This window comes from Duganella sp. BJB1802, assembly GCF_013369445.1.
Classification (GTDB): Bacteria; Pseudomonadota; Gammaproteobacteria; order Burkholderiales; family Burkholderiaceae_D; genus Rugamonas; species Rugamonas vulcania_A.
In genome coordinates this window covers 109,555-136,127 of record NZ_JABWEF010000018.1, presented here as the reverse complement: position 1 = coordinate 136,127, position 26,573 = coordinate 109,555, and the positions used below count along the sequence as shown (strand labels likewise).

24 protein-coding genes and 1 pseudogene are annotated in these 26,573 nt (G+C 64.8%); 8 read left to right on the top strand and 17 right to left on the bottom strand.

Going from position 1 to position 26,573, the window contains the following annotated elements:
* Positions 1–76 precede the first annotated feature (76 nt).
* From HUX88_RS24945 to HUX88_RS24915, 7 genes are all read right to left on the bottom strand, one after another.
* The gene (locus tag HUX88_RS24945) at positions 77–3,013 is read right to left on the bottom strand and encodes a diguanylate cyclase (RefSeq protein WP_176363534.1); all 2,937 of its coding nucleotides are present in this window, start codon (positions 3,011–3,013) and stop codon (positions 77–79) included.
* A gap of 124 nt (positions 3,014–3,137) precedes the next feature.
* Complete coding sequence (locus HUX88_RS24940) at positions 3,138–4,493, bottom strand: MFS transporter (RefSeq protein ID WP_176363533.1); 1,356 nt, start codon at positions 4,491–4,493, stop codon at positions 3,138–3,140.
* Positions 4,494–4,523: 30 nt separating this feature from the next.
* Positions 4,524–5,648, bottom strand: a complete 1,125-nt coding sequence (locus HUX88_RS24935) for a porin (protein WP_117011152.1) — start codon at positions 5,646–5,648, stop codon at positions 4,524–4,526.
* A 77-nt stretch (positions 5,649–5,725) separates the two neighbouring features.
* Complete coding sequence (gene aroQ / locus HUX88_RS24930; protein ID WP_176363532.1) at positions 5,726–6,181, bottom strand: type II 3-dehydroquinate dehydratase; 456 nt, start codon at positions 6,179–6,181, stop codon at positions 5,726–5,728.
* 15 nt (positions 6,182–6,196) lie between these two features.
* Positions 6,197–7,084: a sugar phosphate isomerase/epimerase gene (locus HUX88_RS24925; RefSeq protein ID WP_117011154.1), complete on the bottom strand. Its 888-nt coding sequence runs from the start codon at positions 7,082–7,084 to the stop codon at positions 6,197–6,199.
* Positions 7,081–7,926, bottom strand: a complete 846-nt coding sequence (locus HUX88_RS24920; RefSeq protein ID WP_176363531.1) for a shikimate dehydrogenase — start codon at positions 7,924–7,926, stop codon at positions 7,081–7,083. Before HUX88_RS24920 ends, HUX88_RS24925 begins: the two co-directional genes overlap by 4 nt.
* Complete coding sequence (locus tag HUX88_RS24915; RefSeq protein WP_176363530.1) at positions 7,919–8,803, bottom strand: 4-hydroxyphenylpyruvate dioxygenase; 885 nt, start codon at positions 8,801–8,803, stop codon at positions 7,919–7,921. Before HUX88_RS24915 ends, HUX88_RS24920 begins: the two co-directional genes overlap by 8 nt.
* 130 nt (positions 8,804–8,933) lie before the next feature.
* On the opposite strand from HUX88_RS24915, the gene HUX88_RS24910 reads away from it, so the two are divergent.
* The 3 genes from HUX88_RS24910 to HUX88_RS24900 all read left to right on the top strand — a co-directional run bounded on the left by HUX88_RS24910 (position 8,934) and on the right by HUX88_RS24900 (position 14,274).
* Positions 8,934–9,716 carry an IclR family transcriptional regulator C-terminal domain-containing protein gene (locus tag HUX88_RS24910; RefSeq protein WP_117011157.1) on the top strand — a complete coding sequence of 261 codons (783 nt, stop codon included), beginning with the start codon at positions 8,934–8,936 and terminating at the stop codon, positions 9,714–9,716.
* A 116-nt stretch (positions 9,717–9,832) separates the two neighbouring features.
* A complete protein-coding gene (locus HUX88_RS24905; RefSeq protein ID WP_176363529.1) occupies positions 9,833–11,857 on the top strand; it encodes a glycoside hydrolase family 97 protein in 2,025 nt (674 codons plus the stop codon).
* A gap of 32 nt (positions 11,858–11,889) precedes the next feature.
* The gene (locus tag HUX88_RS24900) at positions 11,890–14,274 is read left to right on the top strand and encodes a GH92 family glycosyl hydrolase (protein ID WP_229219529.1); all 2,385 of its coding nucleotides are present in this window, start codon (positions 11,890–11,892) and stop codon (positions 14,272–14,274) included.
* Positions 14,275–14,560: 286 nt separating this feature from the next.
* On the opposite strand, the gene HUX88_RS24895 is transcribed toward HUX88_RS24900, so the two are convergent.
* Both HUX88_RS24895 and HUX88_RS24890 read right to left on the bottom strand, forming a co-directional pair.
* Positions 14,561–15,046, bottom strand: a complete 486-nt coding sequence (locus HUX88_RS24895) for a hypothetical protein (protein ID WP_176363528.1) — start codon at positions 15,044–15,046, stop codon at positions 14,561–14,563.
* Between the two features lie 6 nt (positions 15,047–15,052).
* The gene (locus tag HUX88_RS24890; RefSeq protein WP_176363527.1) at positions 15,053–15,793 is read right to left on the bottom strand and encodes a hypothetical protein; all 741 of its coding nucleotides are present in this window, start codon (positions 15,791–15,793) and stop codon (positions 15,053–15,055) included.
* Positions 15,794–15,946: 153 nt separating this feature from the next.
* Here HUX88_RS24890 and HUX88_RS24885 point away from each other — a divergent pair, with 153 nt between their 5' ends.
* The 4 genes and pseudogenes from HUX88_RS24885 to HUX88_RS33025 all read left to right on the top strand — a co-directional run.
* Positions 15,947–16,843 carry an alpha/beta hydrolase gene (locus HUX88_RS24885; protein WP_176363526.1) on the top strand — a complete coding sequence of 299 codons (897 nt, stop codon included), beginning with the start codon at positions 15,947–15,949 and terminating at the stop codon, positions 16,841–16,843.
* 30 nt (positions 16,844–16,873) lie between these two features.
* The gene (locus HUX88_RS24880; protein ID WP_176363525.1) at positions 16,874–19,222 is read left to right on the top strand and encodes a glycoside hydrolase family 31 protein; all 2,349 of its coding nucleotides are present in this window, start codon (positions 16,874–16,876) and stop codon (positions 19,220–19,222) included.
* Positions 19,223–19,393: 171 nt separating this feature from the next.
* Entirely contained in the window at positions 19,394–21,067 is a 1,674-nt protein-coding gene (locus tag HUX88_RS24875; protein WP_176363524.1) for a sodium/solute symporter, read from the top strand.
* Between the two features lie 237 nt (positions 21,068–21,304).
* Positions 21,305–21,463, top strand: a pseudogene (locus tag HUX88_RS33025) (hypothetical protein); the annotation flags it as partial.
* Between the two features lie 32 nt (positions 21,464–21,495).
* On the opposite strand, the gene HUX88_RS24865 reads toward HUX88_RS33025, so the two are convergent.
* The 6 genes from HUX88_RS24865 to HUX88_RS32675 all read right to left on the bottom strand — a co-directional run bounded on the left by HUX88_RS24865 (position 21,496) and on the right by HUX88_RS32675 (position 25,269).
* Positions 21,496–21,702: a hypothetical protein gene (locus HUX88_RS24865; protein ID WP_147330442.1), complete on the bottom strand. Its 207-nt coding sequence runs from the start codon at positions 21,700–21,702 to the stop codon at positions 21,496–21,498.
* Positions 21,703–22,162: 460 nt separating this feature from the next.
* The gene (locus HUX88_RS24860; protein ID WP_147330443.1) at positions 22,163–22,657 is read right to left on the bottom strand and encodes a hypothetical protein; all 495 of its coding nucleotides are present in this window, start codon (positions 22,655–22,657) and stop codon (positions 22,163–22,165) included.
* Positions 22,658–23,458: 801 nt separating this feature from the next.
* Positions 23,459–23,878, bottom strand: coding sequence for a hypothetical protein (locus HUX88_RS24855; protein WP_147330444.1), 420 nt, complete (start codon positions 23,876–23,878; stop codon positions 23,459–23,461).
* Between the two features lie 91 nt (positions 23,879–23,969).
* Positions 23,970–24,431 (bottom strand): nuclear transport factor 2 family protein, encoded by a 462-nt coding sequence (locus tag HUX88_RS24850; protein ID WP_176363523.1) that lies wholly within the window; start codon positions 24,429–24,431, stop codon positions 23,970–23,972.
* Positions 24,432–24,443: 12 nt separating this feature from the next.
* The gene (locus HUX88_RS24845; RefSeq protein ID WP_176363522.1) at positions 24,444–24,962 is read right to left on the bottom strand and encodes a GNAT family N-acetyltransferase; all 519 of its coding nucleotides are present in this window, start codon (positions 24,960–24,962) and stop codon (positions 24,444–24,446) included.
* Between the two features lie 115 nt (positions 24,963–25,077).
* Entirely contained in the window at positions 25,078–25,269 is a 192-nt protein-coding gene (locus tag HUX88_RS32675; protein ID WP_229219528.1) for a hypothetical protein, read from the bottom strand.
* A gap of 23 nt (positions 25,270–25,292) precedes the next feature.
* Here HUX88_RS32675 and HUX88_RS32670 point away from each other — a divergent pair, with 23 nt between their 5' ends.
* Positions 25,293–25,508, top strand: coding sequence for a hypothetical protein (locus HUX88_RS32670; RefSeq protein WP_229219527.1), 216 nt, complete (start codon positions 25,293–25,295; stop codon positions 25,506–25,508).
* A 5-nt stretch (positions 25,509–25,513) separates the two neighbouring features.
* Here the strand turns inward: HUX88_RS32670 and HUX88_RS32665 are convergent, their stop codons facing one another.
* Positions 25,514–25,918 carry a glycoside hydrolase family 3 C-terminal domain-containing protein gene (locus tag HUX88_RS32665; RefSeq protein ID WP_229219526.1) on the bottom strand — a complete coding sequence of 135 codons (405 nt, stop codon included), beginning with the start codon at positions 25,916–25,918 and terminating at the stop codon, positions 25,514–25,516.
* A 228-nt stretch (positions 25,919–26,146) separates the two neighbouring features.
* Positions 26,147–26,560 (bottom strand): hypothetical protein, encoded by a 414-nt coding sequence (locus HUX88_RS32660; RefSeq protein ID WP_373886835.1) that lies wholly within the window; start codon positions 26,558–26,560, stop codon positions 26,147–26,149.
* Positions 26,561–26,573: the final 13 nt, after the last annotated feature.

The window sequence follows — 26,573 nt, the reverse complement described above, 5'->3', positions numbered from 1 at the left end:
CCCGCCACCGCTGGCCTCCCTGCTACGTAGTTTCCCTCATCGCGCCCCTCGCGGCCGGCCGCATCGCCGGGCGACGTCAGGCGGCACCCTCGCGCAGGTCGTCGTCGGCGTATTCGACCCGGTTGCGCCCCAGCGCCTTGGCGCGGTACAAGGCCTGGTCGGCGCGCCCCACCAGTTCGCCCGCCGCGGCCGGCCTGGCCGGATCGAATTGCGCGACCCCAAAGCTGGCGCTCACCGGCAGCGGCCCCGGCCCGCCCAGGTCGACCGGCGAGGCCGCGATCGCCCACCGCATGGCCTCCACCCGCGCCGCGCCGTCGGGCCGCGCCAGGTCGGGCAACAACACCAGGAATTCCTCGCCGCCGTAGCGGCCCACCAGATCATACGGCCGCACACAGGCGCCCAGCCGCGCCACCACCTCGCGCAGCACGGCGTCGCCGGCCGGATGTCCGTAGGTGTCGTTGATCCGCTTGAAGTGATCCAGGTCGAGCAGGACCAGCAAAAAGTGCGCGCCCTCGCGCTGCGCCTTCAGTATCGCCTGCTCCAGCATTTCCAGCATCGCCATCCGGTTCCACGCCTTGGTCAGGCCGTCGCGCAGCGCGCGTTCGCGCAAGGCTTCCTGCGACAGCTCCAGCTCGCGCGTGCGCTGCTCCAGCTGGCGGGTGCGCTCGCGCACCAGGCCCTCCATGCGCGCGTTGCTGGCGCGCAGGCCGCGCACGCGGTAGCGGTAGGCCAGCCACAAGGCGACGGCGGCGGCGGCCAGGCACGACAGGTGGAACGCCGTGGTGCGCCACCAGGGCGGCGCGATGGCGAAGCCCAGTTCCTGCGTCGCCGACATGCTCTGCGTATCGATGTTCTCGACCGCGTACTGCAGCCGGTAGCTACCCGGCGGCAGCGCCGGGTAGCGCAGCATCGGCGTGGCCGAACTTGACCACTCCTGCTCCAGCCCCGCCATCCGGTAGCGGAAACGCAGGGCGCCCCGGTGCTCGTAGCTCAGGCTGGCCATGGTGAACTGCAGCGAACCGGACGACCAGGCCAGCGTGTCGTCGTTATGCAACGGCAGCACCGCGCCGTCGCGCACCACCGCCTCGACGATGGCCGACAGCCGGTGCGGCGCGAACAGGCGCTCGGGATGCAGGATGTGCGAGGCGCCGTTCGGGGTCGGCAGCCACAGCGTGCCGTCCTTGTCCTCGTAGAACGAGCGGGGAATGGTGCTGTCCCATACCAGCCCGTCGTTGCTGTCGAACAGGCGCCACTGTTGCTTGTTCCACGCCAGCAGGCCGGCATCGGTCCCCAGCCAAAGCCAGCCGCGGCTGTCCTCGTGGATGGACGCCAGGCTCTTGTCGCGCAACAGCGGCACCCGCACCTCGTGCTTCGCCAGGCCCGCCGCGCCCACCTCCACGCGCCACAGCCCGGCCGTCCCCCGCCCCAGCCACAGGGAACCGTCGGCGGAGCAGCTCATCGAGTCGAAATCGGTCTGCCCTTCCGTCCTCAACGGATAACTGTCCCAGCGGCCCGCGCGGCGGCGCCACAAGGTGCTGTCGGTCAGGAACCACAGCGTGCCGTCGTGGCTCTGGCAGCTGTGCCGCGTCATTTCGGTCAGCAGGCTGCTGCCGGCCGCCAGTCCGGCCGGCCGGGCCGGCGCCGCGCCGTCGCCGGGCCGTTCCAGCACATACAGTCCGTCGCCGGTACTGATCCACAAGCGCCCGTCGCGGTCGGCCAGCAGCCGGAAGATAATCGGCAGCGACGCCACCGGCACCTCGCCGCCGCCGCGTCCATCGTCGCGGGCCAACATGCCGCCATAACTGCCGGCCCACAGCCGGCCTTGGGCGTCCATCGCCTGGCTGCTCCACTGCTGGGACGCGTGGCCCGGCTCCGGCGCGGCCGGCGCGGTGTCGCCGGCGCCCAGGCGCGCCATGCCCGAGCGCGTGCCGATGCGCATCCTGCCGGCGCCATCGCGCAGGAAGGAGATCACGCTGTCGTCGGGCAGCCCTTGCGCCTTGGTCCAGTTTTCCCAGTTGTCGTAGCCGAGCCAGCGCACCAGGCCATGCCCGGCCGTCCCCAGCCACATTCCGTGGTCGCGGTCGGACAGCATCGCCAACACGCCGCCGCCCTTCTTGAGGCCATTGCGGCTGTCGAAGAATTCCCAGCGCCCCCCGCTCCAGCGCGCCACGCCGTCGTCGGTGCTGGCCAGCACGCGGTGCTCCGCGTCCTCCGTCAACGCCACGCCGATCACCGCTTTGCGCATCACCTCGCCGGGCGGGGTGCGGTCGACGAAACGCGTCGCGCCCCGTTCCAGCACCACGATGTGGCTGCCCCCGCGCGCCCACAGCGCGCCGTCCGCCATGCGGGCGATGTTGTACCAGTGGTCGTCCGGCACGCCGGCGGCGCGGTCCCATACCCGCACCCCGCGCGTCCCGGCCTGGCACAGCGCGCGGTCGCATCCGAGCCATAGTCCGCCATCCGCCTCGCCCCATACGCTGTCGACCTGGTCCAGCGCAGGCAGGCGCCGGCGCTGGTCCGCCGAAAAATGGGGGCGCGCGGCGGGGTGGCCGTCCGCCACCGTCACCTGGAACACGCGCCCGCCGCTCACCACCATCGCGCCGCCGTCCGGCCCCGCGGACATCGGCTGATCCGCCGCCACCGGCACCTGCTTGCCGTCGTAGGGCGCCGCGACCAGGCGCTCGCCGTCCAGCAGGTAGGTGCCCTCGTTGGTGCCCACCCACAGGCGCTGGCGCGCGTCGGTCACCAGGCCGGTGATTTGCGTGTCGGCCAATCCGTCGCCCCTGGCGTAGCGGCGGAACGCCGCGCCGTTGTAACGGAACAGGCCATTGTCGGTGCCGACCCACAGATACCCGGCCCGGTCCTGCGCCAGCGCGTTGATCGACAGGTTGGCCAGGCCTTCCTGCCGCGTCAGATAGTGCAACGGCAGTTGCTGGGCGGGGACGAGACAGGGCCAGGCCCAGCTCAGGAGGAAGACGAACGCCGCGGACAGCCGCTGTGGATTGAATGACATGGTTGCACACTGAAGAACGCGTATCGGTCCATTATCGTCCCTTTGAAACCTCGGCGATATCAGGATGCACCTGAAACGGGGTAAGGCTGCGCCCTAGGGAAATCCCTACCCCGGCATCGCCGGCCTACGGATTCCCCAGTTCATGCATCGGCAGGCGGAAGGTCTCGCGCGCGGTCGCCACCGAGATCGCCGCCACCACGCTGGTGGCCGTGACGAAGGCCGCCACCGGGATCCAGCCGCCAGGCCCCGGCTGCAGCACCGCCGCGCTGATGGTCGGCGCGAAGCCGCCCAGCGCGAAGCCGACCTGGGTGCCGATCGCCATGCCGGACAGGCGCACGCGGGTGCTGAACATCTCGCCGTACAGCGACGGCCAGACGCCGTTGGCCGCGCTGTACACCACGCCCGACAGCAGCAGGCCGAAGGTGAACACCAGCGGCAGGTTGACGGTGCTGATGCTCCACATGTAGGGCCAGATCAGCGCCGCTGATCCCAGCGCGCCGAAGATGAACACCGGCTTGCGGCCGACGCGGTCCGACAGCGCGGCGAACAGCGGTATCGCGCCCAGCGCCACCACGTTGGCCAGCACCAGCACCGTCAGCATGGTGGAGCGCGGGATGTGCATGGTGTTGACAGCGTAGGACAGCGTGAACACGCTGAAGATCGTGCTCACCACCGACACCAGCGCGGCGAAGATCACCCGCAGCAGGTTGGCCTTGTGGTCGCGGAACAGCAGCGCCAGCGGCATGCGGCTCGGCTTGTGGCCGGATTCCTCGGCGAAGGCCGGGGTCTCGGGCAAGGTGCGGCGCACCCACATGCCGACCGCCACCACGATGGCGCTCAGGAAGAAGGGAATGCGCCAGCCCCAGGACAACAGCTGCTCCTCCGGCAGCGCGGACAGCGGCAGGAACACCAGCGTCGCCAGGATCAGGCCCGCCTGCGTGCCGCTCAGCGTGAAGCTGGTGAAGAACGCGCGGCGGTGCGCCGGCGCGTGCTCCAGCGTCATCGAGTTGGCGCCGGCCTGTTCGCCCGCCGCCGAAATCCCCTGCAGCATGCGCAGCACCACCAGCATGATGGGCGCGGCGATGCCGACCTGGCCGTAGGTCGGCAGCAGGCCGACCAGGAAGGTTGAAATCCCCATCAGCAGCAGGGTGAAGGTCAGCACGCGCTTGCGGCCGTAGCGGTCGCCCACGTGGCCCAGCAGCACCGCGCCGAACGGCCGCGTGACATAGCCGACGCCGAAGGTGGCGAAGGCCGCCACCGTGGCCGTCGCCGGATCGAAGGCGGGGAAGAAGATTTTACCGAACACCAGCGCCGCCGCCGTGCCGTAGATGAAGAAGTCGTAGTATTCGACCGCGCTGCCGATCCAGCTGGCGAAGGCCGCCTTGCGCGGCGAGCGTGCCGGCGCCGTTGTGTTGCCCGCGGCGCTTGCCGCCTTGGCTATCTTGTCAGCCTTGTCTCTTGTCGTTGCTGCTGCTGTCATGTCGTCCTCCAGATGGTTATTGTAGTTGGGTTAAAACTTGTGCAGGATGCCGGCCTGCAGGCCGGTCAAATGTTTGCCGTTGATGTCGGCGCCTGCCAGGTTGGCCGAAGGTCCGGCCGAGCCGCTGAAGCGGAAGCCGGCGTTGGCCTGGTTCCGCATCTCGCTGGCGAAGCCGTACAGCGTGGTGCGCTTGGACAGCTCGTAGTACGCGCCCACGTTGGTCCCGCGCGCGCCGGCGTCGCCGCCGGAGGTGTCGTGGATCACGCCATACAAGGCCCCCACCCTCAGCCGGCTGTTGATGCGGTAGTCGGCCGAAATCTGATAGAGGTTGTAGTAGCGGGCGGCGTTGCGGTCGGTGCCGGCGAAGAAGTTGGTCGGGTTGCTGACGTTGTTGAGGATGACGCCCGCGTTCAGGCCATTGGCGTTGGACGTGGAGTTGTTGCTGCGCGCCGCCGCCAGGTAGATGGTGCCGCCGCCGTATTGATAGTCGGCGTAGACGTTGTGGTACACCACCTTGTCCCCCACCGTGGCGGTGACGGTGTTCGGGCTGGCCTGCAAGCCGGCGTAGCCCGCGCGCCAAGGCCCGTTGCGGTAGTCCAGCGCCAGCTGGTAGATCGGGCTGTTGCCGCGCGTGGCGCCGCCGTTTTCCGGCAGCGCGTAGTGCAGCACCAGCTGCGCGCCCGCCAGGCGCGGCGTGCGGTAGGACAGGTCGTTGTCGTAGCGCGAAGGAATGCCGAAGGTGTTGAACAAGGAGCCGAAGGTGGTGCGGTCGGTATAGTCGATGGCGCCGCCGATCAGGAAGATCTCCGTGTTCTGGCGGCCGATGCGATATTCGCCGCTGGGCGCCTCGATGCCGACCCACGACTGGCGGTCGAACAGGCGTGTGGTGTCGGCGCCGGTCCCCGTGTCGGCGTTGACGCCCTGCTCCAGCGTGAACTTCACCTTGTAGCCGCCGCCGATGTCCTCCGTGCCGCGAAAACCGAGGCGGCTGCGCAGGATGGCGCCGTCGTTCAGGCCCGTGATGTGGGCGCCGCTGCTGCTGCGGATGTAGCCGATGTATTCGTCGAAATTGCCGTAGATTTCAACGTTGGACTGCGCCTGGGCGGCCGCCTGCCATGCCGCCATGCAGGCCAGCGCGATTGCTTGCTTCTTCATTTAATCTCCGTATTATTTATATCGTTATGTGTGCTGCTGGTTTCCCCCGGTGCTGCCGCGAAGCGAGGGGCTTCGTTTCAATCCTGTGCCAGCGCGGCGATGGCCAGCGCATAGCCACGCACGCCGAAGCCGGCCATCACGCCGTGCGCCACCGGCGACAACCACGAGTGATGGCGGAACGGCTCGCGCGCATGGACGTTGGAGATGTGCAGCTCGATCACGCGCACCGCCGCGCCCTTGATGGCGTCGTGCAGCGCCACCGAGGTGTGGGTGTAGGCGCCGGCGTTGAACACCACGCCGGCCAAGGCGCCCTGCGCCTGCGCCGCGCCGGCTGCGTGGATGGCGTCGATCAGCACGCCCTCGTGGTTGGACTGGCGAAAATCGAGCGTGAAGCCGTGCCGTTCGCAGGCGGCGGCGCACAGGCGCTCGACGTCGGCCAGCGTGGCCGAGCCATACACGGCGGGCTCGCGCTGGCCGAGCAGGTTCAGATTGGGGCCGTTCAGCACCATCACGGTCTGGTTGGGGTTCTGCATGGTGAGGTCTCCGGTTCAGGCCATGGTCGGATGGGCGGCGGTGGGACGGCGCACCTCGAGGCTGCGCCGCAGCACCTGGTCGGTGACCCACTTGGCGGCGCGGTGCGCGCGCTGGCCGACGATCTCCGGCGCCAGTTGCAGGTAGTCGTCGTTGAACACTTCGAAGCTGTAGTCGCCGCGATAGCCGGCCCTGTCCAGCCGGCGCAGCAGATCCGTGAGCTCCGCCGAATGCGCACCCTCGCCGGGGAACACGCGCAGGTGGCGCGCCGTTTCCAGCCGCTCCTCGGCGCTGCGGATGTCGCGCCACATGAAGTCGGACAGCTGCACCATCGCGATCTTGTGGCTGGGGATGTCCTCCAGTCCGTCCAGGTTGGCGCGGTTGGCCAGCATGTGGAAGGAATCGATCACCACGCCCAGGTTGGCGTGGTCGGCCAGCTCCACCGCCTCCCACGATTGCTCGTACTGGTTGACGTGGCGGCCCCACGACAGCGCCTCGTAGCCGACCCGCACGCCCAGCGGCACCGCCAGCGTGGCCAGCTTGGCCAGGTGGCGCGCGATCAGCCGCATGTCGCCGCTGGCGTGGCTGGAGGTGCTGGAGCAGACCATCAGCAGCGGCGCGCCGACCGCCTGGCACACCAGCAGCATCTGGCGGGCGATATCGAGCTTGTACTCGTGCAGGGCGCCGTCCAGGCCCTCGTAGTCGCGCATCACCTGGATGCCGGTCACGCGCACGCCGCTGGCGCGCACCAGCCGCACCGCTTCATCGAGGCCGCCCGGATGGCCGGCCAGGTCGCGCGCCCACAACATGATCTGGCTGAAGCCCGCCGCGCGCGAGGCACGCAGCTTCGCTTCCAGCGGACCGGCCAGGGTGATGCTGTCCATGCCGAAGTTGGAGAGATTCACAGGGCCTCCAGCGCGCGGAACGCATCCGATGACACGCCGGGCCAGCCGAACAACTCCAGGTACAGGGGTGCCTGCTCGATCAGCATCTCCTTGCCCTTCTGGATGCGGCAACCCAGTTCCTGCGCCTGGCGCAGCAAGCGGCTCATCTCGATCTTCATGCCGCAGTCGGCCACGATGCAGTGCGGCGACACGCCGCGCAGGTCCAGCGGCAACGGATCGTCGGGGTGCATGCCGAGCGGGGTCGAATTGACCACCAGGTCGAAGCCGGCGGCGGCCGGCGGCGCGATCACGATGCGGGTGGCGGGGAACGCCAGCCGCAGGCGCTGCTGCAAGGCCAGCGCCTGGTCGGCGCGGGTGTCGTACAGCGCCACTTCGCCGATGCCGCGTTCGGCCAGCGCATAAGCCACCGCGCAGCCGACGCCGCCGGCGCCCACCACCAGCGCGCGCGATGCCGGCCAGTCCAGCGGCGCGGCGCCGCAGGTGCGGTCGAAGGCGCGGATGAAACCTTCGCCGTCGATCAGGTCACCCAGTATGCGGCCCTGCCCGTCCTTGTAGATGGCGTTGCAGGAACCGGCCAGGCGCGCGCGCGGGCTGGGCACGTCCACCGCGTCCACGCTCATCGGCTTGTGCGGGATGGAGACGAAGATGCCGCCCACATTCGGGAAGGACATCAGCATCCGCACGGCGGCGGTGTAGGACTCGGGCGGCACCTTCAGCGGCACCACGCGGGCGTCGATGCCGTGGCGCTGGAAGTAGGCGTTGAACAGCGCGGGCGCCTTGACCTGTTCGACCGGCCAGCCGATCACGGGGAAAATGCGGGTAGTGCCGGAAATCTCAATCATGGTTCTTCTCCAGGTGGCTGACGACCAGCTCGAAACTGACGCCACCCTTGTACAGTTGTGTCAATGCGCCGCGCTCATTGGACTGCGCCGGTGCGCGGTCGATGAACACGATGCCCCTCTGCTGCAACGCGCGGACCGCCGCCAGCACGTCCGGCGCGCCGAAGCCCACCCGTATCAGCTGCTCGCCCCACTGCAGGCCGCCGGCGCCTTCGGGCGGCTCGACCAGCTGCAGGTAGAAGCCGTGGCACGGGCTTTCCAGCAGCGTCCCTTTCGGCACCACGCCGAAGTAGCGGCCTTCGGGCAGCACGCGGAAGTCCATCAGCTGCTGGTAGAAATCGATCCACTCCGGCGCGCGACCGGCGCCGATGGCCTGCACCACGCCAAAGAAATGCAGGCCCGCCAGCGCCGGCGGATTGGCCGGGGCGTTGGGGATAGGCTTGAAGTCGACGTCGTAGATCGAGAAGTCGCGGAAGCGGTCGACGAAGTACAGGATCGAATCGCCGGCGCCGTGCACGCCGGGGATGTTCAGCTCCATCACGCCGGCGCGGGTCTGGATCGCCCAGGCGCCCATGTCGATGGCGTGGCGGTAGGCGGCGTCGGCGTCGCGCACCCGCAGCGCGATGGCGCTGATGACGGTCGATTGCGGATCGGTGCCCGATTGCGGCAAGGCGCGCGGGTCGGCGTTGACGATCACGTTCATGCCGCCCTGGCGGTACAGCGTGACCTCGCGCGAGCGGTGACGGGCGGTGGCCACGAACCCGAACTGCTCCAGCAACGCGCCGAACGCCAGCGGCTGCGCACTGGCATATTCGACGAACTCGATGCCGTCTATGCCCAGTGGATTGTGCGGTTCGGGATTGTGTTCGTGTGCCGTCATGGTGGTCCTCGCTTGGTTGAATGGGGACCAGTGTAGGAAAGCCGGCGAACGAAAAACAGCCCGCAAAACCGCGAATATTGCGCAGAGCGCGCACATTGCGCGATAATCGCGCAAACAAAGAGGCGGGACGATGAAGAAAAGCGCGTTGCAGGATGTGGTGGTCGACAAGCGCGACCAGATCGAGGGACTGATCAAGGGATTGGAGGTGATACGCGCCTTCGACCACGAATCGGTGCGGCTGACGCCGACGGAGCTGGGCGAAAAGGTGGGCCTGAGCCGCACGGCGGCGCGGCGCTATCTGCTCACGCTGGTCCACGTGGGCATGGCGGCCACCGACGGCCGCACCTTCTGGCTGCGGCCCAGCGTGCTGAGTATCGGCCATGCGTACGTGGATTCGGCGCGGCTGCCGCGCGCCGTGGTGCCCTATCTGCAAAGGCTGACCAACCAGCTGCAGGAATCGACCAACTACTCGGTGCGCGACGGCGACGACGTGGTCTACGTCAGCCGCGTCAACGCGCCGCGCATCCTGCTGGCCGGCTTCGATCCGGGCATGCGCCTGCCGGCCTACACCTCGACCGCCGGCCGGGTGCTGCTGTCATCGCTCGGCGACGAGGCCCTGCGCGCCTACCTGGAGCGGATCACGCCGATCGCCTACACCCACCTGACCGTGACCGACAAGGACCAGCTGTTCCGCGAGATCGTCGCGATCCGCGAGGACGGCTTCGGCGCCACCGAGAACCAGTACGAGATGGGCTTGCGCGGCATCTCGGTGCCGGTCAAGAACCGGGCCGGCGACGTGGTGGGCGCGCTGTCGACCTCCATGCCGGCCAGCCACGGCAGCCACAAGGAGGCGATCGCCCGCTGCGTGCCGGCCATGCAGGCGGTGGCCAACACGCTGATGCTGTGGGTTTGAGTAACAAGCGCTTGTTTAGTGAAACAAGTGAAACTGAGCCCTCGCCGGCGCCTTCCCCTGCCCCGCCCCGGCCGATCGTGATTAAATCGGCACTTCATCCACACTGGAACCGCCGCATGCACATTTCCACCGCCCTGTTGCTGGCATTGATCGCGCCGCTCGCCTGCGCCACCGACCTGAGCGTGCGCTCGCCCAACGGCGAGGTCGTCGTCACCGTCAGCGATGACCGCGCCCATCCGAGCTACCGGGTCAGCTATCGCGGCAAGGACATCATCAACCATTCCCGCCTGGGCCTGGTGTTCAAGGACCAGCCGTCGTTCGGCGACGGCTACCGGATCGTCGCCAGCGCGCCGGCCGCCGCCGATACCGAATGGACCCAGCCCTGGGGCGAGCGCAAGCAGGTGCACGACAAGCACAACGAACTGCGGGTCGACTTCGCCGCCAAGGATGCCGGCCGCTACACCGTGCGCTTCCGCGTGTTCGACGATGGCATCGGCTTCCGCTACGAGGCGCCGAAGCAGGCCGGCATGGAGCAGGCCGAGATCGTCGACGAATCGACCGAATTCAACCTGCCCGACATCGACACCACCCGCGCCTGGTGGATCCCGGCGCGCGCCTGGCGCAGCCTGGAATACCTGTACCGCAGCACCCCGCTGCGCGAAGCGGCGCACGTCGAGACGCCGTTCACGATGCGCCTGGCCTCGGGCGTCCACCTGAGCATCCACGAGGCGGCGCTGACCGACTACGCGTCGATGACGCTGGCCCAGCAGCGCGACGGCGTCTTCAAGGCCGACCTGACGCCGTGGTACGACGGCGTCAAGGTCAGGACCCACGGCGAGTTCAAGTCGCCCTGGCGCACCGTGCAGATCTCGCCCGACGCGCCCGGCCTGCTCAACTCCGACCTGATCCTCAACCTGAACGAGCCGAACAAACTGGGCGACGTCTCCTGGGTCAAGCCGGGCAAGTACGTCGGCATCTGGTGGGCCATGCACCTGTGGCAGAAGACCTGGTCGTCCGGCCCCAAGCACGGCGCCACCACGGAGGAGACCAAGCGCTATATGGACTTCGCCGCCAAGTACGGCTTCTCCGGCGTGCTGGTCGAGGGCTGGAACGTGGGCTGGGACGGCGAATGGCCGGACAACGGCGACCTGTTCAAGTTCACCCAGCCCTACCCCGACTTCGACATGCAGGCGGTGGCCGCCTACGCCAAGAAGACCGGCGTGCAGCTGATCGGCCACCACGAGACCTCGGGCGCGGTCAGCCACTACGCCAGCCAGATGGGCGCGGCCTACGACTACTACCGCGACAACGGCGTCACCCAGGTGAAGACCGGCTACGTGGCCGACAACGCCAAGATCAAACGCATCGATGCGCAGGGACGCGTGCGCTACGAGTGGCACGACGGCCAGTTCATGGTCGGCGAATACCTGCGCTCGGTTGAAGAGGCGGCAAAGCGCCACATCAGCATCGACACCCACGAACCGGTCAAGGACACCGGCCTGCGCCGCACCTACCCCAACTGGATCACCCGCGAAGGCGCGCGCGGCCAGGAATACAACGCCTGGGGCTTCCCGCCCAATCCACCCGAGCACACGGCCATCCTCCCGTTCACGCGCATGCTGTCCGGGCCGTTCGACTACACGCCGGGCATCTTCAACCTGAAGCCGAACGGCGAGCAATCCGAGAACCGCGTGCGCTCGACGCTGGCCAAGGAGCTGGCGCTGTATGTGGTGCTGTACAGCCCGATCCAGATGGCGGCCGACCTGCCGGAAAACTACGAGGCGCGGCGCGACGCCTTCCAGTTCATCGTCGACGTGCCGACCGACTGGGAGCAAAGCCGCGCCATCGCCGGCGAGGTCGGCCAGTACGTGGCGATGGCGCGCCAGCAGCGCGGCGGCGCGGACTGGTATCTCGGCACGCTCAGCAACGAGAAGCCGCGCTCGCTCAACCTCAAGCTGGACTTCCTGGCGCCGCACAAGCGCTACCAGGCGCAGATCTACCGCGATGGCGCGAAGGCGGACTGGGAAAGCAATCCCTACGACATCGTCATCGAACAGCGCGAGGTCGGCCGCGACGATGTGCTGTCGCTGTGGCTGGCGCCGGGCGGCGGCGCGGCGGTGCGCTTCAAGGCGCTCGACTGAACACACATAACAATAATTTTTTGGAGACACGCATGAAGAACAAGATTTACGGCATCCTCGCCGGCGCGGCGTTTTGCCTGGGCACTCAAGCAGCGCCGGCGCCGGTCAACACCTTCATCGGCACGCAGGACGACGGCAACACCTTCCCCGGTGCGTCGGCCCCGTTCGGCATGCTGCAGGTGAGCCCGATCGGCGAGCACTACGCCGGCTGGCACTACACCGATCCCAAGATCCGCGGCTTCGGCCACTTCTTCCTGTCCGGCGCGGGCTGCTGGGAACAGGGCGGCCAGTTGTCGGTCCTGCCGGTCACCGGCAGCATCGGCAAGGGCGGCGCCTTCGACATCAGCAAGGCCGACAGCTTCGACCACAAGCGCTACGCGTCCGAGTACACCCACGACGGCGAGGTGGGCGACGCCGGCTACTTCAAGGTCAGGCTGACCAGCTACGGCGGCATCACCGCCGAAACCACCGCCCTCACCCGCGCCGCCGCCGAGCGCTACACCTTCGCGCCCGGCACCGCGCAAGGCCACATCCTGGTCAACCTGGGCCAGGCCAACGAACGCCATTCGGTGGTCGGCAGCAGCCTGCGCGTGGTGGACGACCACAGCGTGGAAGGCAAGATCGTCACGCGCAGCTTCTGCGGCGGCGCGCAGTACGCCACCTGGTTCCGCATGGAGTTCGACCGCCCGTTCGCCGCGCACGGCATCTGGAACGAGACCGGCGGCACGCCCGGTTCGCGCCAGCCCAGCCTGCAAGGCGACAGCCGCCCGCACGGCGCCTGGTTCACCTTCGACGTCAAGGACCATCAGGCGGTGACGGCCATCAGCGCCATCTCGCACGTGGACGCCGACGGCGCCCGCCGCAACCTGCGCGCCGACGCCTACGCGCAAGGCGCGCCGCGCAGCTTCGACCAGATGCGCGAGCAGGCGCAGCACGCATGGCAGAAGGAACTCAAGTCGGTCGACATCGAGGGCGCCGACCAGAACCAGCGCACCGTGTTCTACACCGCGCTGTACCACGCGCTGCTGCAACCGCTGACCGGCAACGACGTCGACGGCCGCTACCGCGGCTATGACGACCGCATCCACTCGGCCGGCGCCGCCACCTACTACGAATTCTTCTCGCTGTGGGACACCTACCGCGCGCAGAACCAGCTGATCGCGCTGCTGCGTCCCGAGCGCGCGCGCGACATCGCCGATTCGGTGCTGAAAATCCGGGAGCAAGGCGGCTGGCTGCCGCGCTGGGGCTACGCCAATTTCGAATCGAACGTGATGACGGGCGATCCGGTCACGCCCTTCCTGGTCGACCTGTGGCGCTACGGCGCGCTCAAGGGCCGCGAGCAGCAAGCCTACGCGGCGCTGCGCGAGAACGCGTTCGGCGTGCCGCCGTTCGGCAGCCGCAGCGAGGGCCGCGCCGGCAACCCGAGCTATCTGAGCAAGGGCTACGTGCAGTACGACCTGTCGTTCCGCGCCAAGGGCATGGACGTCGATCCGCACCACGGCGGCTCGGCCACGATGGAATACGCGCAGGCCGACGGCGCGCTGGCCTACATGGCCGAGGCGCTGGGCAAAAAGGCCGACGCCGCGCTGCTGCGCCAGCGCGCCGGCAACTGGCGCAACGTCTGGGACAATGCGGCGCAGGACAAGCAACTGGGCTTCCAGGGCTTCCCGCGCGCGAAGACCGCCGACGGCCAGTGGTACACGGAGCTCGACGGCAGCTACACGCCGCGCGCCGAACACGGCTTCCACGAGGGCACGGCCTGGCAATACCAGTGGCTGGTGCAGCAGGACGTGGGCGGCATGGTCAAGGCCATGGGCGGACGCGAGCAGGCCGCGCGCCGGCTGGACGCCTTCTTCGCCTACGACGCGCTGAGCGCCGATCCCTACCAGGCGGTGCGCAAGGAATGGGTGATGGGCGCGTACAACTACTACAACCAGTTCCGCTACAACCCGAACAACGAGCCCGACCTGCACGCGCCGTGGATGTACACGCTGGTCGGCCAGCCGTGGAAGACCAGCGCCGTGCTGCGCGCCGCCGAGACGCTGTTCAGCAACGCGCCCAACGGCGTGACCGGCAACGACGACCTGGGCACGATGTCGGCATGGTACGTGTTCAGCGCGTTGGGCATCTATCCGTCCACGCCAGGCAGCGGCCGCTTCCTGCTGCATGAGCCGAAGTTCGCCAAGGCCCGGGTCGACCTGGGCAACGGCAAGCAGCTGCTCATCGAGAAAGATGGGCCGGCCGCGTCATCCTCCTTCGTCACGCGGCTGAACTGGAACGCCAAGCCGCACGACAAGGTCTGGCTGGACTGGGAACAGTTGCAACGCGGCGGACAGCTGCGCATGCAATTGTCCACCGACCCGGCCGCCGCACGCTGGGGCAGCAGCCCGACCAGCGTGCCGCCCGACGCAAACTGATCGCATGTGGCGCCGACCGCGAAAGCATGCTGGGGGCCTTGCAGAATTGGGAAACGAACTCTCCCAATTTCGGCGCCCATCGACGCCGCCTGCGCGACGCTCAAGCTGAACTGGCGCAGCCAGGGCGGCGCGGGGATGGGCAACAACGATGCGGCCACCACGCCCCTGCTAAACGCCTGCGCGCGGTGGCTGGCCGACCGCAAGATACTCTGCATGCGCGTAACCGGCTGGCGCGAGAAGGCCATCACGGACCAGGCGGTTCAGCGCCGGCGGGCATGCGCTGCGGTCAAGACCCTTCGCAAGAACCGGAAGCGTTCTTGTTGGCCTGCGTGCCGCCCGCTTTCCTGATTGTTGCACGTACCTGTTCGACCAGGTCGTTTTGCAGATGCATGGGGACGGAATTCCAGCTTCCGTCCAGATACGATTGGTTGAGGTACTTTTGACCGAATCTGACTGATATATCAGGGCCTTCCTGGAAATGGAAAAGGAGCTTGTTTCGAACTTCGAAATTCGGCCTCGGATCATTGGCGTCTTGCGGCACATCCCGCGCCGCCTCCGCCAGTTTCAGCAGCTTCGAGAATGTCTCGGTATCGCGGAACGTATATGCGCAACCGATCTTCTCTAAAATGGCATCGTCAATACGCGTTCCGAAAGCCACGCCGTTAGCTACAAAAATAATATCCACGGACGCTGGCGCTGCGCCTTGCTCAGCGGAGCAATGGAACGGGAACAGCAAGGCAAGCGCCAGCGCCGGTATCGACAAGTTCTTCATATTCGCCTATAGCGGGCATGCGCTGTAGCCGTGCTCGTCCTGGAACAAGCAGCTCTTGCGCACGTACTTCGCGTCGACCAGGTTCAGGATGCGCGTGGTCGCGCCGTCCAGCTTGGCGATGCGCTCGACCAGCACCGCCTTGCCGTCGACCTTGGCGTCCACCGCATACAGGGTCGGCGCAGCCCAGTCCGCAAAGGCCAGCTGGTAGCCCCCTTTCGGCTGCGACAGCATGACAAAATACACCGCCCCCTGATTGGCCGACAAGGCCTGGCAATAGTAGCGGTCCGAGATGATGTAGTCCTTCACGCCATCGCCGTTCAGGTCGCGATGATCGGCCATCAGCGCCTGCCCCACCGTCTTCCTGCCGTAGCCGTGCTGCTTGTGGCAGGCGGTTTCTTCGTCCTCCCCCATCGCTTCCCGGCATGCGGACTTGTCGCCGAGCTGCTTGACCGCCAGCTGTGCCGAGCAGGTATTGAGCGCGCTGCCAAGCTCCGCCCCCGTCTTCGGCCATTGCTTGAGCTGCGCCAGCAGGGCCTGCGCCACCGGCTCGGGCACATAGTCCGGCTCGCTGGACTTGACCACCCGGACCTTCTCGATATTCCGGTCGGGGCCGCTGACGGCCAGCGGCTCCAGCTTGGCGATGCGGATATCCTCGGCGGCGACCTGCGGCGTCTTGGGCGTGCAAGCGAGCAGCAGCAGCGAGCTTGCCAGGCCCAGGAGAATGGCGGGTGTGCCGTACTGTTTCATTTATTGGTCCTGAAAATGGATGATCGGCGCACGTCCCGGCGGTGAAATCATACTCGTGGTCGGTGATTTTCATAATTGCGGTCGCACGGCGGCTCTGCAATGATGAAGCGCCCAAAATACCGGGATCAAAAGTATAACAAAGGAGATCACATCATGCGTTCATGGATACTGGCCCTACTGCTCGTGGCCTCGGCCGGCGCCGGCGCCCAGGGCAACGTCGTCACCCTCTGGCCGAGCGGCTTCCCCGGCCCGCACCCGCAGCTGGGGCCGGAACGGCTGGACGACGAGCGGATCAGCAACGTCAGCGTCCCCACGCTGACCGTGTATCCCGCCTCGTACGATAGGCCGGCCCACGCCGCCGTCATCATTTGCCCCGGCGGCGGCTATGAGATCCTGTCCTTCACCCGCGAGGGCCACCAGTACGCCCAATGGCTGTCCAACCTGGGCATCACCGCCTTCGTGCTCAAGTCGCGCCTGTCCGGCTACGGCCATCCCGCGCCGCTGCAGGACGTGCTGCGCGCGATCCGCCTGGTGCGCTCGCAGGCCGCGCAATACGGCGTGGCGCCGGACCGCATCGGCGTCATGGGCAGCTCGGCCGGCGGACACCTGGCCGCCAGCGCCTCCACCCTGTACAACTTGCCGGCCGGCCGTGGCGGCGACGCGCTCGACGCCGTCAGCGCGCGCCCGGACTTCGCCATGCTGATGTATCCCGTGATCTCGATGGAGTCGGTGGTCACGCACGCCGGCTCGCGCCGGGCGCTGCTCGGCACGTCGCCGTCCGCCGAGCTGGTGCGGCAGATGTCGCTCGACCAGCAGGTCAACGCGCAGACCCCGCCGACGCTGCTGATGCACTCCCAGGACGACGGCGCGGTGCCGGTCGATAACAGCATCCTGTACTTCCAGGCCCTGACCCGCGCCCACGTGCCGGCCGAGATGCTGCTGTTCGAGCACGGCGGTCACGGCATGGGCATGCGCGCCGGCCAGGGCACGGCATCGAACTGGCCGCGCCGCGCCGAAGAGTGGCTGCGCGACCGCAAACTGATTCCATAACCATCCATGACCAACAATTCAGGAGACAACATGACTATGCATCACCGGCGCAAGACCCTGGCCGCCTCGATTTCCCTGATCGCGCTCGGCGCCGCCGCGTCGGCCCAGGCCGCGCCGATCGCCACGCTGGACCGCAACGGCGCCTGGGTCTCGGTCGAGGCCTACGGACCGAACGTGGTCCGCGTCACAGTGGCCGCCGACAAGGCCGAGGCGCTGAAGGCCGGCGGCTACGGCATCTTGCCGGCCGGCGCCGACAACGCGGCCTTCCGCCACACCGGCGGCAAGGACGGCGACACCTTCAGCTCGTCCGCGCTGAGCCTGCACGTGGCGCCGGCGCCCGCGCCGCACGTGCCGTCCATGAGCGAGAAATATTTCGCCTCGACGCTGGCGCCGGTCGCGCTGCAGGTGAAGAACGCCAAGGGCGAAGTGGTGCTCGACATGACAGGCTGGGACCTGGCGCCGCAAACCATCAACACCGAGAAGACCTACCAGGCCAGCGCCTCGTTCAGCGCGCCGGCCGACGAGCACTACTACGGCATGGGCCAGAACCAGGAATCGATGGGCCCGCTGGACCTGCGCGGCCGCGTCATCGACTGCAAGCACTGGTACGACGCGCCGGCCGGCGAGACCGTGTGCGTGCCGTTCATGGTGTCGTCCAAGGGTTACGGCATCGTCTGGGACAACCCGTCGCCGACGCGCTTCATCGCCGGCATCAACGGCCGCACCGCGTTCCAGTCCAGCGTGGGCGAGCGCGTCAGCTTCTTCGTCATCACCGGCAACACGCCGGAGGAACTGTATTCGGGCTACGCGCGCGTGACCGGCAAGACGCCGATCCCGCCGAAGGCCGCGTTCGGCCTGATCCAGTCCAAGGCGCGCTACGAGAGCCAGCAGGAAGTGCTGCGCATGGCCAACACCTACCGCCAGAAGAAGTACCCGCTCGACATCATGGTGGTGGACTGGTTCTACTGGACCCGCATGGGCCAGCTGGACATCGACCCGGCGCAGTTCCCCGACCCGGACGCCATGAACAAGGAGCTGCACGGCCTGGGCATGCAGTCCATCATTTCGTTCTGGCCGCGCTTCGAGAGCTCGGGCCGCTACTTCAACGAACTGGATACCAAGGGCTACTTCCTCAAGGACAAGGACGGCAAGACCGTCGACGGCCTGCCGTCGCGCTCCGACCGCACCGGCGCGCTGATCGACTCCACCAACCCGGCGGCCCGCAAATGGTTCTGGGAACACGCGCGCGACAACGTGATGTCGCACGGCTTCGATTACCCATGGCTGGATGAGACCGAACCCGACCTGGTACCGGACGGCTACTTCTATTCGATCGGCTCAGGCGACCGCTACCACAACGTCTACCCGCTGCTGCACGTCGAAGGCTTCGCCGAGAACATGCGCGCGTGGAAGCCGAACAAGCGCGCCATGATTCTGTCGCGCGCCGCCTACCTGGGCTCGCAGCGCACCGGCGCGCTGTTCTGGTCGTCCGACATCAGTCCGTCGTGGGAAGCGCTGACGCGCCAGATCCCGACCGGCCTGAACATGACGGCCTCCGGCATCGCCTACTGGGGCAACGACATCGGCGGCTGGCAGTGGCTGCCGCAGTCGACCAAGGCCACCAAGGCGCCGCTGCTCGACCCGGCCGGCGGCACCGACACGGTCGGCCAGAACCACGACTATCCTGAACTGTTCACGCGCTGGTTCCAGTACGGCACCTTCCTGCCGACCTTGCGCGTGCACGGCGACCGCAAGCACACGGAACTGTGGGAATTCGGCACCCAGGCCGAGCCGATCCTGGCCCGCTACGACCGCCTGCGCTACCAGCTGCTGCCCTACATCTACAGCCAGGCCAAGGCGACCTACGACAGCGGCGCGCCGTTCATGCGGCCGCTGTGGATGGACTTCCCGAACGATCCGAAGGTGGCCGACATCGGCACGCAGTACATGTTCGGGCCGGCGTTCCTGGTCGCGCCCGTGACCGAGCAGGGCCAGACGCAGAAGGATGTCTACCTGCCGGCCGGCAGCGACTGGTACAACTTCTGGACCAACGAGAAGCTGGCCGGTGGCAGCTGGGTCAAGGTGGCGGCGCCGATCGACCAGATCCCGGTGTTCGTGCGGGCCGGCGCCATCGTGCCGCTGGGCTCGGAGATCCAGTCGACCGCCGAGCGCCAATCGGTCGCCGAAATCCGGGTCTACCCCGGCAAGGATGGCGACTTCGCGCTGTATGACGACGACGGCGTGTCCTACGATTATGAAAAAGGCAAGGGAACGACGGTCCGGCTGCACTGGAACGACGCCACCGGCCGCCTGAACGCGAGCGGCGACGGCGAAGTGGCCCGCAAGGCGCCGAGCCTGGTCAAGGTCGCGGGAAAATAGGCGCAAAACCGAAGCTGCCCCCACCCAAACAATATAGCTGCATGCAAAAGTGGTATTGGAAATTATAGGTGGAAATCGCCTAAGATCATCCATTGGCAGATTCATCAATAAAATGGGCACGGCCGCAGCTTGGGCCGTCAATCCGGAGACAATCTTTTTCGCGAGTACCGCATGAGCACTTTTTCCACCTTGGACGTGACCGTCTTTCTTGTATATTTTGTCCTGGTCGCCGGCTACGGCATCTGGGTCTACCGGCGCAAGCAGGCCGGTTCCGGCCTCGCCTCGCATGACTACTTCCTGGCCGAAGGCTCGCTGACCTGGTGGGCCATCGGCGCTTCGCTGATCGCCTCCAACATCTCGGCCGAACAGTTCATCGGCATGAGCGGCTCCGGCTTCCGCATCGGCATGGCCATCGCGGTCTACGAGCTGATGGCGGCCGCCACGCTGGTGATCGTGGCCGTGTTCTTCATGCCGGTCTATTTGAAGAACCGCATCTACACCATGCCGCAATTCCTCGAGCAGCGCTACGGCAAGGCGGTCGCCACCACCATGGCGCTGTTCTGGCTGGGCCTGTATGTCGTGGTCAACCTGACCTCGATCCTGTACCTGGGCGCGCTGGCGATCAGCAGCCTGTCCGGCATCGCCCTGCTGCCCTGCATGCTGTTCCTGGCCGTGTTCGCCGCCATCATCACCTTGGGCGGCATGAAGGTCATCGGCTACACCGACGTGGTGCAGGTCACCTGCCTGGTGGTCGGCGGCCTGGTCACGACCTGGCTGGCGCTCGACATGGTCGCCGCGCTGGGCAACAAGCACGGCGCGCTGCAAGGCTTCTCCGAGCTGTACAACCACGCCCGCGGCCACTTCGACATGGTCCTCAAGCGCGACAACCCGAACTACATGGACCTGCCTGGCCTGTCGGTCCTGCTGGGCGGCATGTGGATCGTCAACCTGAACTACTGGGGCTGCAATCAATACATCACGCAGCGCGCGCTGGGCGCAGACCTGCCGACCGCCCGCAAGGGCCTGCTGTTCGCGGCATTCCTGAAGCTGCTGATGCCGGTCATCGTGGTGCTGCCTGGTATCGCGGCCTACGCGCTGGACAAGTCCGGCGCGCTGGGCGACGCCATGAAGGTCGGCGGCGAAGTCAATCCCGACCGCGCCTACCCTATCCTGCTGGGCCTGCTGCCTTCGGGCTTGAAGGGTATCGCGTTCGCCGCGCTGACCGCCGCCGTGGTTGCTTCGCTGGCGGGCAAGGCCAATAGTATCGCCACCATCTTCACGCTCGACATCTACAAGAAGGCCTTCAACAAGGAAGCGACCGAGCAGCGCATGGTGTGGATCGGCCGCGTGAGCGTGGTCGTGGCGATGGCCCTGGCCGTGTTGATCGCGCCGATGCTGGGCATCGACAAGAAAGGCGGCTTCCAGTACATCCAGGAATACACCGGCTTCGTCTCGCCAGGCATCCTGGCCATGTTCCTGATGGGCTTCTTCTGGAAGAAAACCACCTCCGGCGCCGCCATGTTCGCCACGCTGGGCGGCCTGGCCGGCTCGATCCTGCTGAAGTTCCTGCCGACGATGATGGACCTGTCCTTCCTGGCGACTATCGGCTTCTCCAAGGACAACGGCAGCGGCGTGTTCGAGATTCCCTTCCTCGACCGCATGTTCATCGTGTTCTGGGTGGTCATCGCCGGCATGGTCCTGATGAGCAAGATGGCCGACGCCAAGCGCGACAACGTCAAGCACATGCACATCGACACCTCGCTGTTCCGCGTCGACGGCGCCTTCGCGCTAGGTTCGGCTGTTATCGGCATCGCACTGACGACGATCTACAGCCTCTGGTGGTAACCAAGACCTGCTGAGCTACCGGGCATGCCAAGGTGACTTTGGGCGACAAGCTCGGTGTCAATGTGCTGCCCGAAGGCGTGCTGCTGAAAGCCGCACGCCCGTCGTATTCCCTGGCTAACCTAGTGGCGCAATGTGACCTTTCTGCGGCCTAACCGGCCGATATGGCAGAGTGGTCGCAAATGAAGCCGGCGGGACGTGAAGCGTGGTGAACCGTAGAAGTTTGGACGCGGCGACGTTGTCATGGTCAACCTCGATCCGACTGCGGGACACGGACAAAAAGGCATGCGGCGCGCCCTGGTGCTGTCCACAACCGCGTCGAGACAGTACCGGAAGCTCAGGCTCGATCTGACAACCGCTGTCAGCCTGCTTGCGATCCTCCAGAGTCAGCCTCCATAGCCGAACTAGGGGGATGCGTTTTACGCCTAAATTTACACAATCCCCATTTCATCCGGCCACGATGGGAATCCTAGCTCTTTGGAAACTCGTACAAGGCAACTTTTTTCGTCCATTGTGCATTTTTTCAGCTCATCCGAGATGCTTTCGAGCACTGCGATATCGTCGTCAAATGCATCATCACATGCGAGATCGCCCACATATTTTGTGGCTAGAATTAATACGCGTGCTAGTGTTTCCATCTGCTATCCCTAGATAAAAGGCCCGCTGCTGTGCGGCTGCTTCTGGCCCGATGTAGGCTTGGCCCAGCAGCCGACATGAGTTCATACAAAGTACACAACCGTTGCGGCAAGTAGGCCCACGCCTACTCCAAGCGGAAATGCATGCGCGATCGGACCTTTGGACCATGGCAGATAATGCCATACACCTCCGCCGACGAAAGCGAAGCCGATTAACAAAAGGGCCAACAGTAACCGGGTGTTCAGAAAATCATTTTGTCGTATAGTGCAGCTCCTGGCCGTTTCGAGACCGAGACCATGACCGCCGTGTTGCGTCGACCAATTGAATCCGCCCTCCATCATGGACGTTCGCATCCGATCCAGTTCGCAAACGCGAAAACATGTCCAAGGTTTTTCCGGGAGCTTTTTTGTAGCGCTCGATCAATCGTGCAGTGCGTTCATTGCCGAGCGAGGTCGACTCCCATTATTCTTCAAACGAGATATTGCCGTCGGGTCCTACAACGTAGTAGCCTGATGGCGTGCCAAAGCTATAGAATTCATCATAATTGCAATCGATATCGCTGCAATGAACCATGAGCGTCATTTGATTCTCAAAGTGAATTGTGATGTCATAAGCGGGCGCCAAGCAAAGTACCGTGAGAATTTTTTGTCCACAGATTTCCTTTAATCCTTCCACCATTGGGCCATCATTTGCATTGCACATGTGGCTGCCAGCGACCACTTTCGATGGAGAGTCAATTCGCCAGGGGCACATAATCCTCAACGAATATGCTGCGTCGTAGAAGCGACATAGTTCGCTTAAGTGCGGATTAGTGAGTGGCCTGCGTCGAAGGAAGCGTTCGCCGATGCTCAGCAAAATAACGGATCCCGTACCTTCGCCCCCAACTACACCCCAGCATTCTTCGCCAACGGTAGCGTCAACACTGCACGACAATCGTTCACCTAAGCGCATCATCATTATCTTTCCTAAAGGCGCATTCCCAACCATATGACAGACTCTGTCGCACCAGAGACTACGGTGACAAGCAGTCGTCCGAATATGCCAGGCGTGTGGTTGTGATTCGCTGCCGCATAATGGTGTTCTTTTTCATCGTTCAGAATACTAGAAATTGCGGAAACGGCAGTTTCAAATGCTTTCGGCCGAGGAAAAACCTCTCGCTGGCAGCGTAATTTCGTCTGCACAAAATGCCATTCCCGAAACAATAAATAACGAAATAAAAAATATTCTTTTCATGCGGCTTTTTAACGTAGCATATTCATACGGCTGCACAATACAAAGTCCTCCGCTTCTGGCCGGTTTCCGTCGGAATTACTGTTCAGGTGGGCGCAGCGCATAGGCCATTGCCCCAACTGCGAGACCCGCCACACAACCTCCCAATCGGCGCATCCTTAAAAAGCAACAAAAACGGGACCAATGCCCCGATGGAACACGCTATCCACAATCGAAGGGACTCAAATTTCCGCAGCAAAAAATACGCCGGCAAGCCGACAATCGTGACGCCTATAAATGAAGCTGTCCCCCTAGAATAACGCCGAACAAAAGCCCAACGCGCACCTCACTTGCCATGCCTGCGTCCGAGCTACCTAATCCCAAGATTGCCAGGACAGGAATGCTAGCGAACGGAGCCAGTAGTAAAGATGTCCACGGCATCGAATATCTTTTTGGATTCCCAAACACTAGTTATCTCCAAACTTGCCAAGTCTGCTTTGGGCTGCGAATTCAACCGGTTGCAGAAGCTGCCTACCTGTGCCCAAAAGACTAGGCAATGCGCTTGTAGAATTCAACGTTGTATCCGCTCAGAACATAATAACCATCATCTTCGAAATGAATTTGTTGGAGCGAACGCTCCCTCTCGTCGTGCCAAGCGATGACCACTGAAACCGCATCTTGCGCAACAACTGAATAAGGGACCGTGTGCTTTGTATCCTCGAACTCTGTGTAAATATGCGTTTCAGTGAAACGCAGAGTGAACTTTCCAAATATTCTTTCAAATCGTTCCTGTACCTCAGGAGCTAGTTCTTTCTGATACTTCCAGTGGGCGATGGTACGCTCTTTATCTGAACGCCACGTTCCTAATAAGCGTTTTTCAATATGACGCCTATCAGCAGCGCCTATGGCACTGCACGTCAGCAACGCGGCGGTGGTTCCAAGTACAACATTGAGAATTCGACGACGCATAAAGTTCCTATTATTTTTGTTTTGATTATCATTTTAACTCGAAACATTTTCTCATAACGGAGAGCTAACCGGCGTTGCGTGGCTTTATGGTCTAAGAAGCAAAGAACTGAGCAGAGTCAGCAACTTGCCACACCCCTTTAACTCGCCCCTTGTCATCGATGCCCCAAACATGAGAGAAGCGTACCAATGCTGGGTCGCCACCTTCATTTTTTGTAATTCGATAGTGACCAAGTGCTACGACCGTGTCCCCACCATCCACAAATTTGTCTGGAAAAGCACCAAAAGAATGAACGCGAGCAAGTAGCCTGTGATAAAACCCGCCAAATACTTCGGATATGCCGCGATATATTGCGCCCTCTGGAAAACCTGGTGAAACATCCCATACGGGTTCGTCAACCAATATTTCTTTTATCAACTGCTGGTCTTTCGACTTTAGCGCCCGATAAAGTGCCTTAACTTTTCGCAGCCCCTCGGAATCACTTGGAATATCATCTAAAGCGGAAGTTTTGACATTATTCACAATAAGCCTTTCTAAGCGAACATAATTTTTCATTTGTGTCCCAATTCACGTGCGCTCACGCACGTAACTACTGATTGCCTTGCCGTTCAGCTCAGTCTCCATTTCGTAGGTCATTCCCAATCGCTCGGCGACGTGGCGCGATGATTCATTGCCGGCGCTGACAAGAGCCCGGACTTTCAGTTCGCCTCGAACCTCGAACACATACTTCAAGACCGCCGAAGCCGCCTCGTTCGCAATTCCTTTCCCCCAGAATGCTCGATAGGTATTCCACCCCATCTCCATCACAGTTGATTGTTCGCGAAAGAAGGCCCCCACAGTGCCTACGAGCTGGCCAGTCTGCTTATCCTCGATAGCCCACCAGCCAGCTCCGTGGACCAGCCATAGTCCAGCATGCGAAGTGAAGATTCGCCAAGCCGCCTGGCGGTCGGATGAACCCAGGTGAGCTGAACTTTCTGGATGCCCCAAATGGTCTGCAAACAAGTCGAAGTCGGCACGCCTGTATTCGCGAAGCAGAAGTCGTTCTGTCTGAAGGAGAGGAACGGAAGCTGTGAACACGTGATTCATCGGTAATGCATCCTTTAATGTGAACTTATCAGAACTTTAACTCATCTGGCGATCCATGTCTGGTCCGCGCTTGTACAAATAAAAAGGGCGGGCGCTGCATCTGCGCGCCCGCCCTTTACCGCCCAACGTTTGGCAGGTCGGCTTGCCGTTCACATCGTGGGCGGCTGCGTCCAGATGCACCACCGTGCTGACGGCGCTTGCTGTCGGCCGCGCTGGCCGCCAGGGTCAGCTTGTAGTCATCATGGCGACTTTCCACGTCTTCGATGCCGAATCCAAACACGGCCAGCAAGCGCGGATCGACGGTCACGGAGGCACCACGCCGGCGCCCGGTTGCACCTCTCGACCTTCTGGAAGCCGGCAGAGCGCTTCAGCGCGCTTCCCAGCAGACCGTCAGCGGCGGACGTAGACCTGCGCCACCTGCTTGCCCGCGACGCGCCGGTGTTCTTCACCGTGAACGAGGCGCGCACGACGCCGCCCTTGACGCTGGCGGCCAGGTCCGAAGGCGAACTCGGTGTAGGACAAGCCATGGCCGGAACAGCGGCGTGAGGCCTTCAGGTCGAACCACTTGTAGCCGACGGCGGCGCCTTCGCTGTAGTTGACGTCGAAGCGGCGGTCCGCCACCTCCGGGAAGCCGTCCAGCGCGGGACGCGGCAGCGCTGCGATTCCGACGCCGGGAAGCGGGTGGCAGGCAAACGCCCCGACGGATTGACTTCGCCGGGCAGCACGCCGGCGATCGCCTCGCCGCCGCTGGTGCCCAGATACCACGCCTCAATACGGCCGACACCTTCGGCAGCCCACGGCATGGTCACCGGACCGCCGGTCTCCAGCACCACGACGGTGTTGGCGTTGGCCTCGGCCACGGTGGAGATCAGCTCGTCCTGCTTGTCCGGCAGCGACAGGTTCACCGGCATGTCGAAGCCCTCGCCCGTCACTGGGTCACGCAGCCAGAACCACATCGCTTTCGCGCGCCAGCTTGGCGGCGGCGGCGCGGTCGCTGCCGTCGGCGTAGGCCACCGTGGCCGATGGCAGGCGCGCCTGTATGCAACCTTCAACGGCGACGACGGATACACCATGACCGGGCGGGCCGGGTCTTGGGCATCAGCTCAGGCGCCGCGTTGCCACCGGCCGGGTACACCAGCGACGAGCCGCCGCCGGCGGCACGCCACGGTCGGCATAGCCGCCGATCACCGCAGTCTTCGGCCGAGCGGCTCAGCGGCAAGAGCGCCGGTGCTGTTCTTCAGCAGCACCATGCCCTCCACTGCATCCTTGCGCGACACGGCCCGCGTGCGCGCCGAAGTCGATCGATTGCGGCGCCGGCGCCACCGGATGGTCCACCACGCCGTGCGCGGCATCGCGTGCAGGATGCGGCGCACCATGTCGTCCAGGCGCGACTGCGGCGCCCAGCCGTTCAGCACGGCCTCCTTCAGCGGCGGGCCGAAGTAGTCGGCGAGGTCGAACGGCATGCCCGATTGCTGGTCCAGCCCGGCGTTGGCGGCCGGCACCGTGCGTGCGCCCCAGTCCGACATCACCCAGCCCTTGAAGCCCCAGTCCTTCTTCAGCACCTCGTTGAGCAGGTAGCTGTTCTCGCACGCATACACGCCGTTGACGCGG

What these genes read in the sequence shown, in the direction of transcription:
- HUX88_RS24945 (WP_176363534.1), bottom strand. Translation starts at nt 3,013, where the DNA reads ATGTCATTCAATCCACAGCGGCTGTCCGCGGCGTTCGTCTTCCTCCTG.
- HUX88_RS24940 (WP_176363533.1), bottom strand. Translation starts at nt 4,493, where the DNA reads ATGACAGCAGCAGCAACGACAAGAGACAAGGCTGACAAGATAGCCAAG.
- HUX88_RS24935 (WP_117011152.1), bottom strand. Translation starts at nt 5,648, where the DNA reads ATGAAGAAGCAAGCAATCGCGCTGGCCTGCATGGCGGCATGGCAGGCG.
- aroQ (WP_176363532.1), bottom strand. Translation starts at nt 6,181, where the DNA reads ATGCAGAACCCCAACCAGACCGTGATGGTGCTGAACGGCCCCAATCTG.
- HUX88_RS24920 (WP_176363531.1), bottom strand. Translation starts at nt 7,926, where the DNA reads ATGATTGAGATTTCCGGCACTACCCGCATTTTCCCCGTGATCGGCTGG.
- HUX88_RS24915 (WP_176363530.1), bottom strand. Translation starts at nt 8,803, where the DNA reads ATGACGGCACACGAACACAATCCCGAACCGCACAATCCACTGGGCATA.
- HUX88_RS24910 (WP_117011157.1), top strand. Translation starts at nt 8,934, where the DNA reads ATGAAGAAAAGCGCGTTGCAGGATGTGGTGGTCGACAAGCGCGACCAG.
- HUX88_RS24905 (WP_176363529.1), top strand. Translation starts at nt 9,833, where the DNA reads ATGCACATTTCCACCGCCCTGTTGCTGGCATTGATCGCGCCGCTCGCC.
- HUX88_RS24900 (WP_229219529.1), top strand. Translation starts at nt 11,890, where the DNA reads ATGAAGAACAAGATTTACGGCATCCTCGCCGGCGCGGCGTTTTGCCTG.
- HUX88_RS24895 (WP_176363528.1), bottom strand. Translation starts at nt 15,046, where the DNA reads ATGAAGAACTTGTCGATACCGGCGCTGGCGCTTGCCTTGCTGTTCCCG.
- HUX88_RS24890 (WP_176363527.1), bottom strand. Translation starts at nt 15,793, where the DNA reads ATGAAACAGTACGGCACACCCGCCATTCTCCTGGGCCTGGCAAGCTCG.
- HUX88_RS24885 (WP_176363526.1), top strand. Translation starts at nt 15,947, where the DNA reads ATGCGTTCATGGATACTGGCCCTACTGCTCGTGGCCTCGGCCGGCGCC.
- HUX88_RS24880 (WP_176363525.1), top strand. Translation starts at nt 16,874, where the DNA reads ATGACTATGCATCACCGGCGCAAGACCCTGGCCGCCTCGATTTCCCTG.
- HUX88_RS24875 (WP_176363524.1), top strand. Translation starts at nt 19,394, where the DNA reads ATGAGCACTTTTTCCACCTTGGACGTGACCGTCTTTCTTGTATATTTT.
- HUX88_RS24865 (WP_147330442.1), bottom strand. Translation starts at nt 21,702, where the DNA reads ATGGAAACACTAGCACGCGTATTAATTCTAGCCACAAAATATGTGGGC.
- HUX88_RS24860 (WP_147330443.1), bottom strand. Translation starts at nt 22,657, where the DNA reads ATGATGATGCGCTTAGGTGAACGATTGTCGTGCAGTGTTGACGCTACC.
- HUX88_RS24855 (WP_147330444.1), bottom strand. Translation starts at nt 23,878, where the DNA reads ATGCGTCGTCGAATTCTCAATGTTGTACTTGGAACCACCGCCGCGTTG.
- HUX88_RS24850 (WP_176363523.1), bottom strand. Translation starts at nt 24,431, where the DNA reads ATGAAAAATTATGTTCGCTTAGAAAGGCTTATTGTGAATAATGTCAAA.
- HUX88_RS24845 (WP_176363522.1), bottom strand. Translation starts at nt 24,962, where the DNA reads ATGAATCACGTGTTCACAGCTTCCGTTCCTCTCCTTCAGACAGAACGA.
- HUX88_RS32665 (WP_229219526.1), bottom strand. Translation starts at nt 25,918, where the DNA reads ATGTGGTTCTGGCTGCGTGACCCAGTGACGGGCGAGGGCTTCGACATG.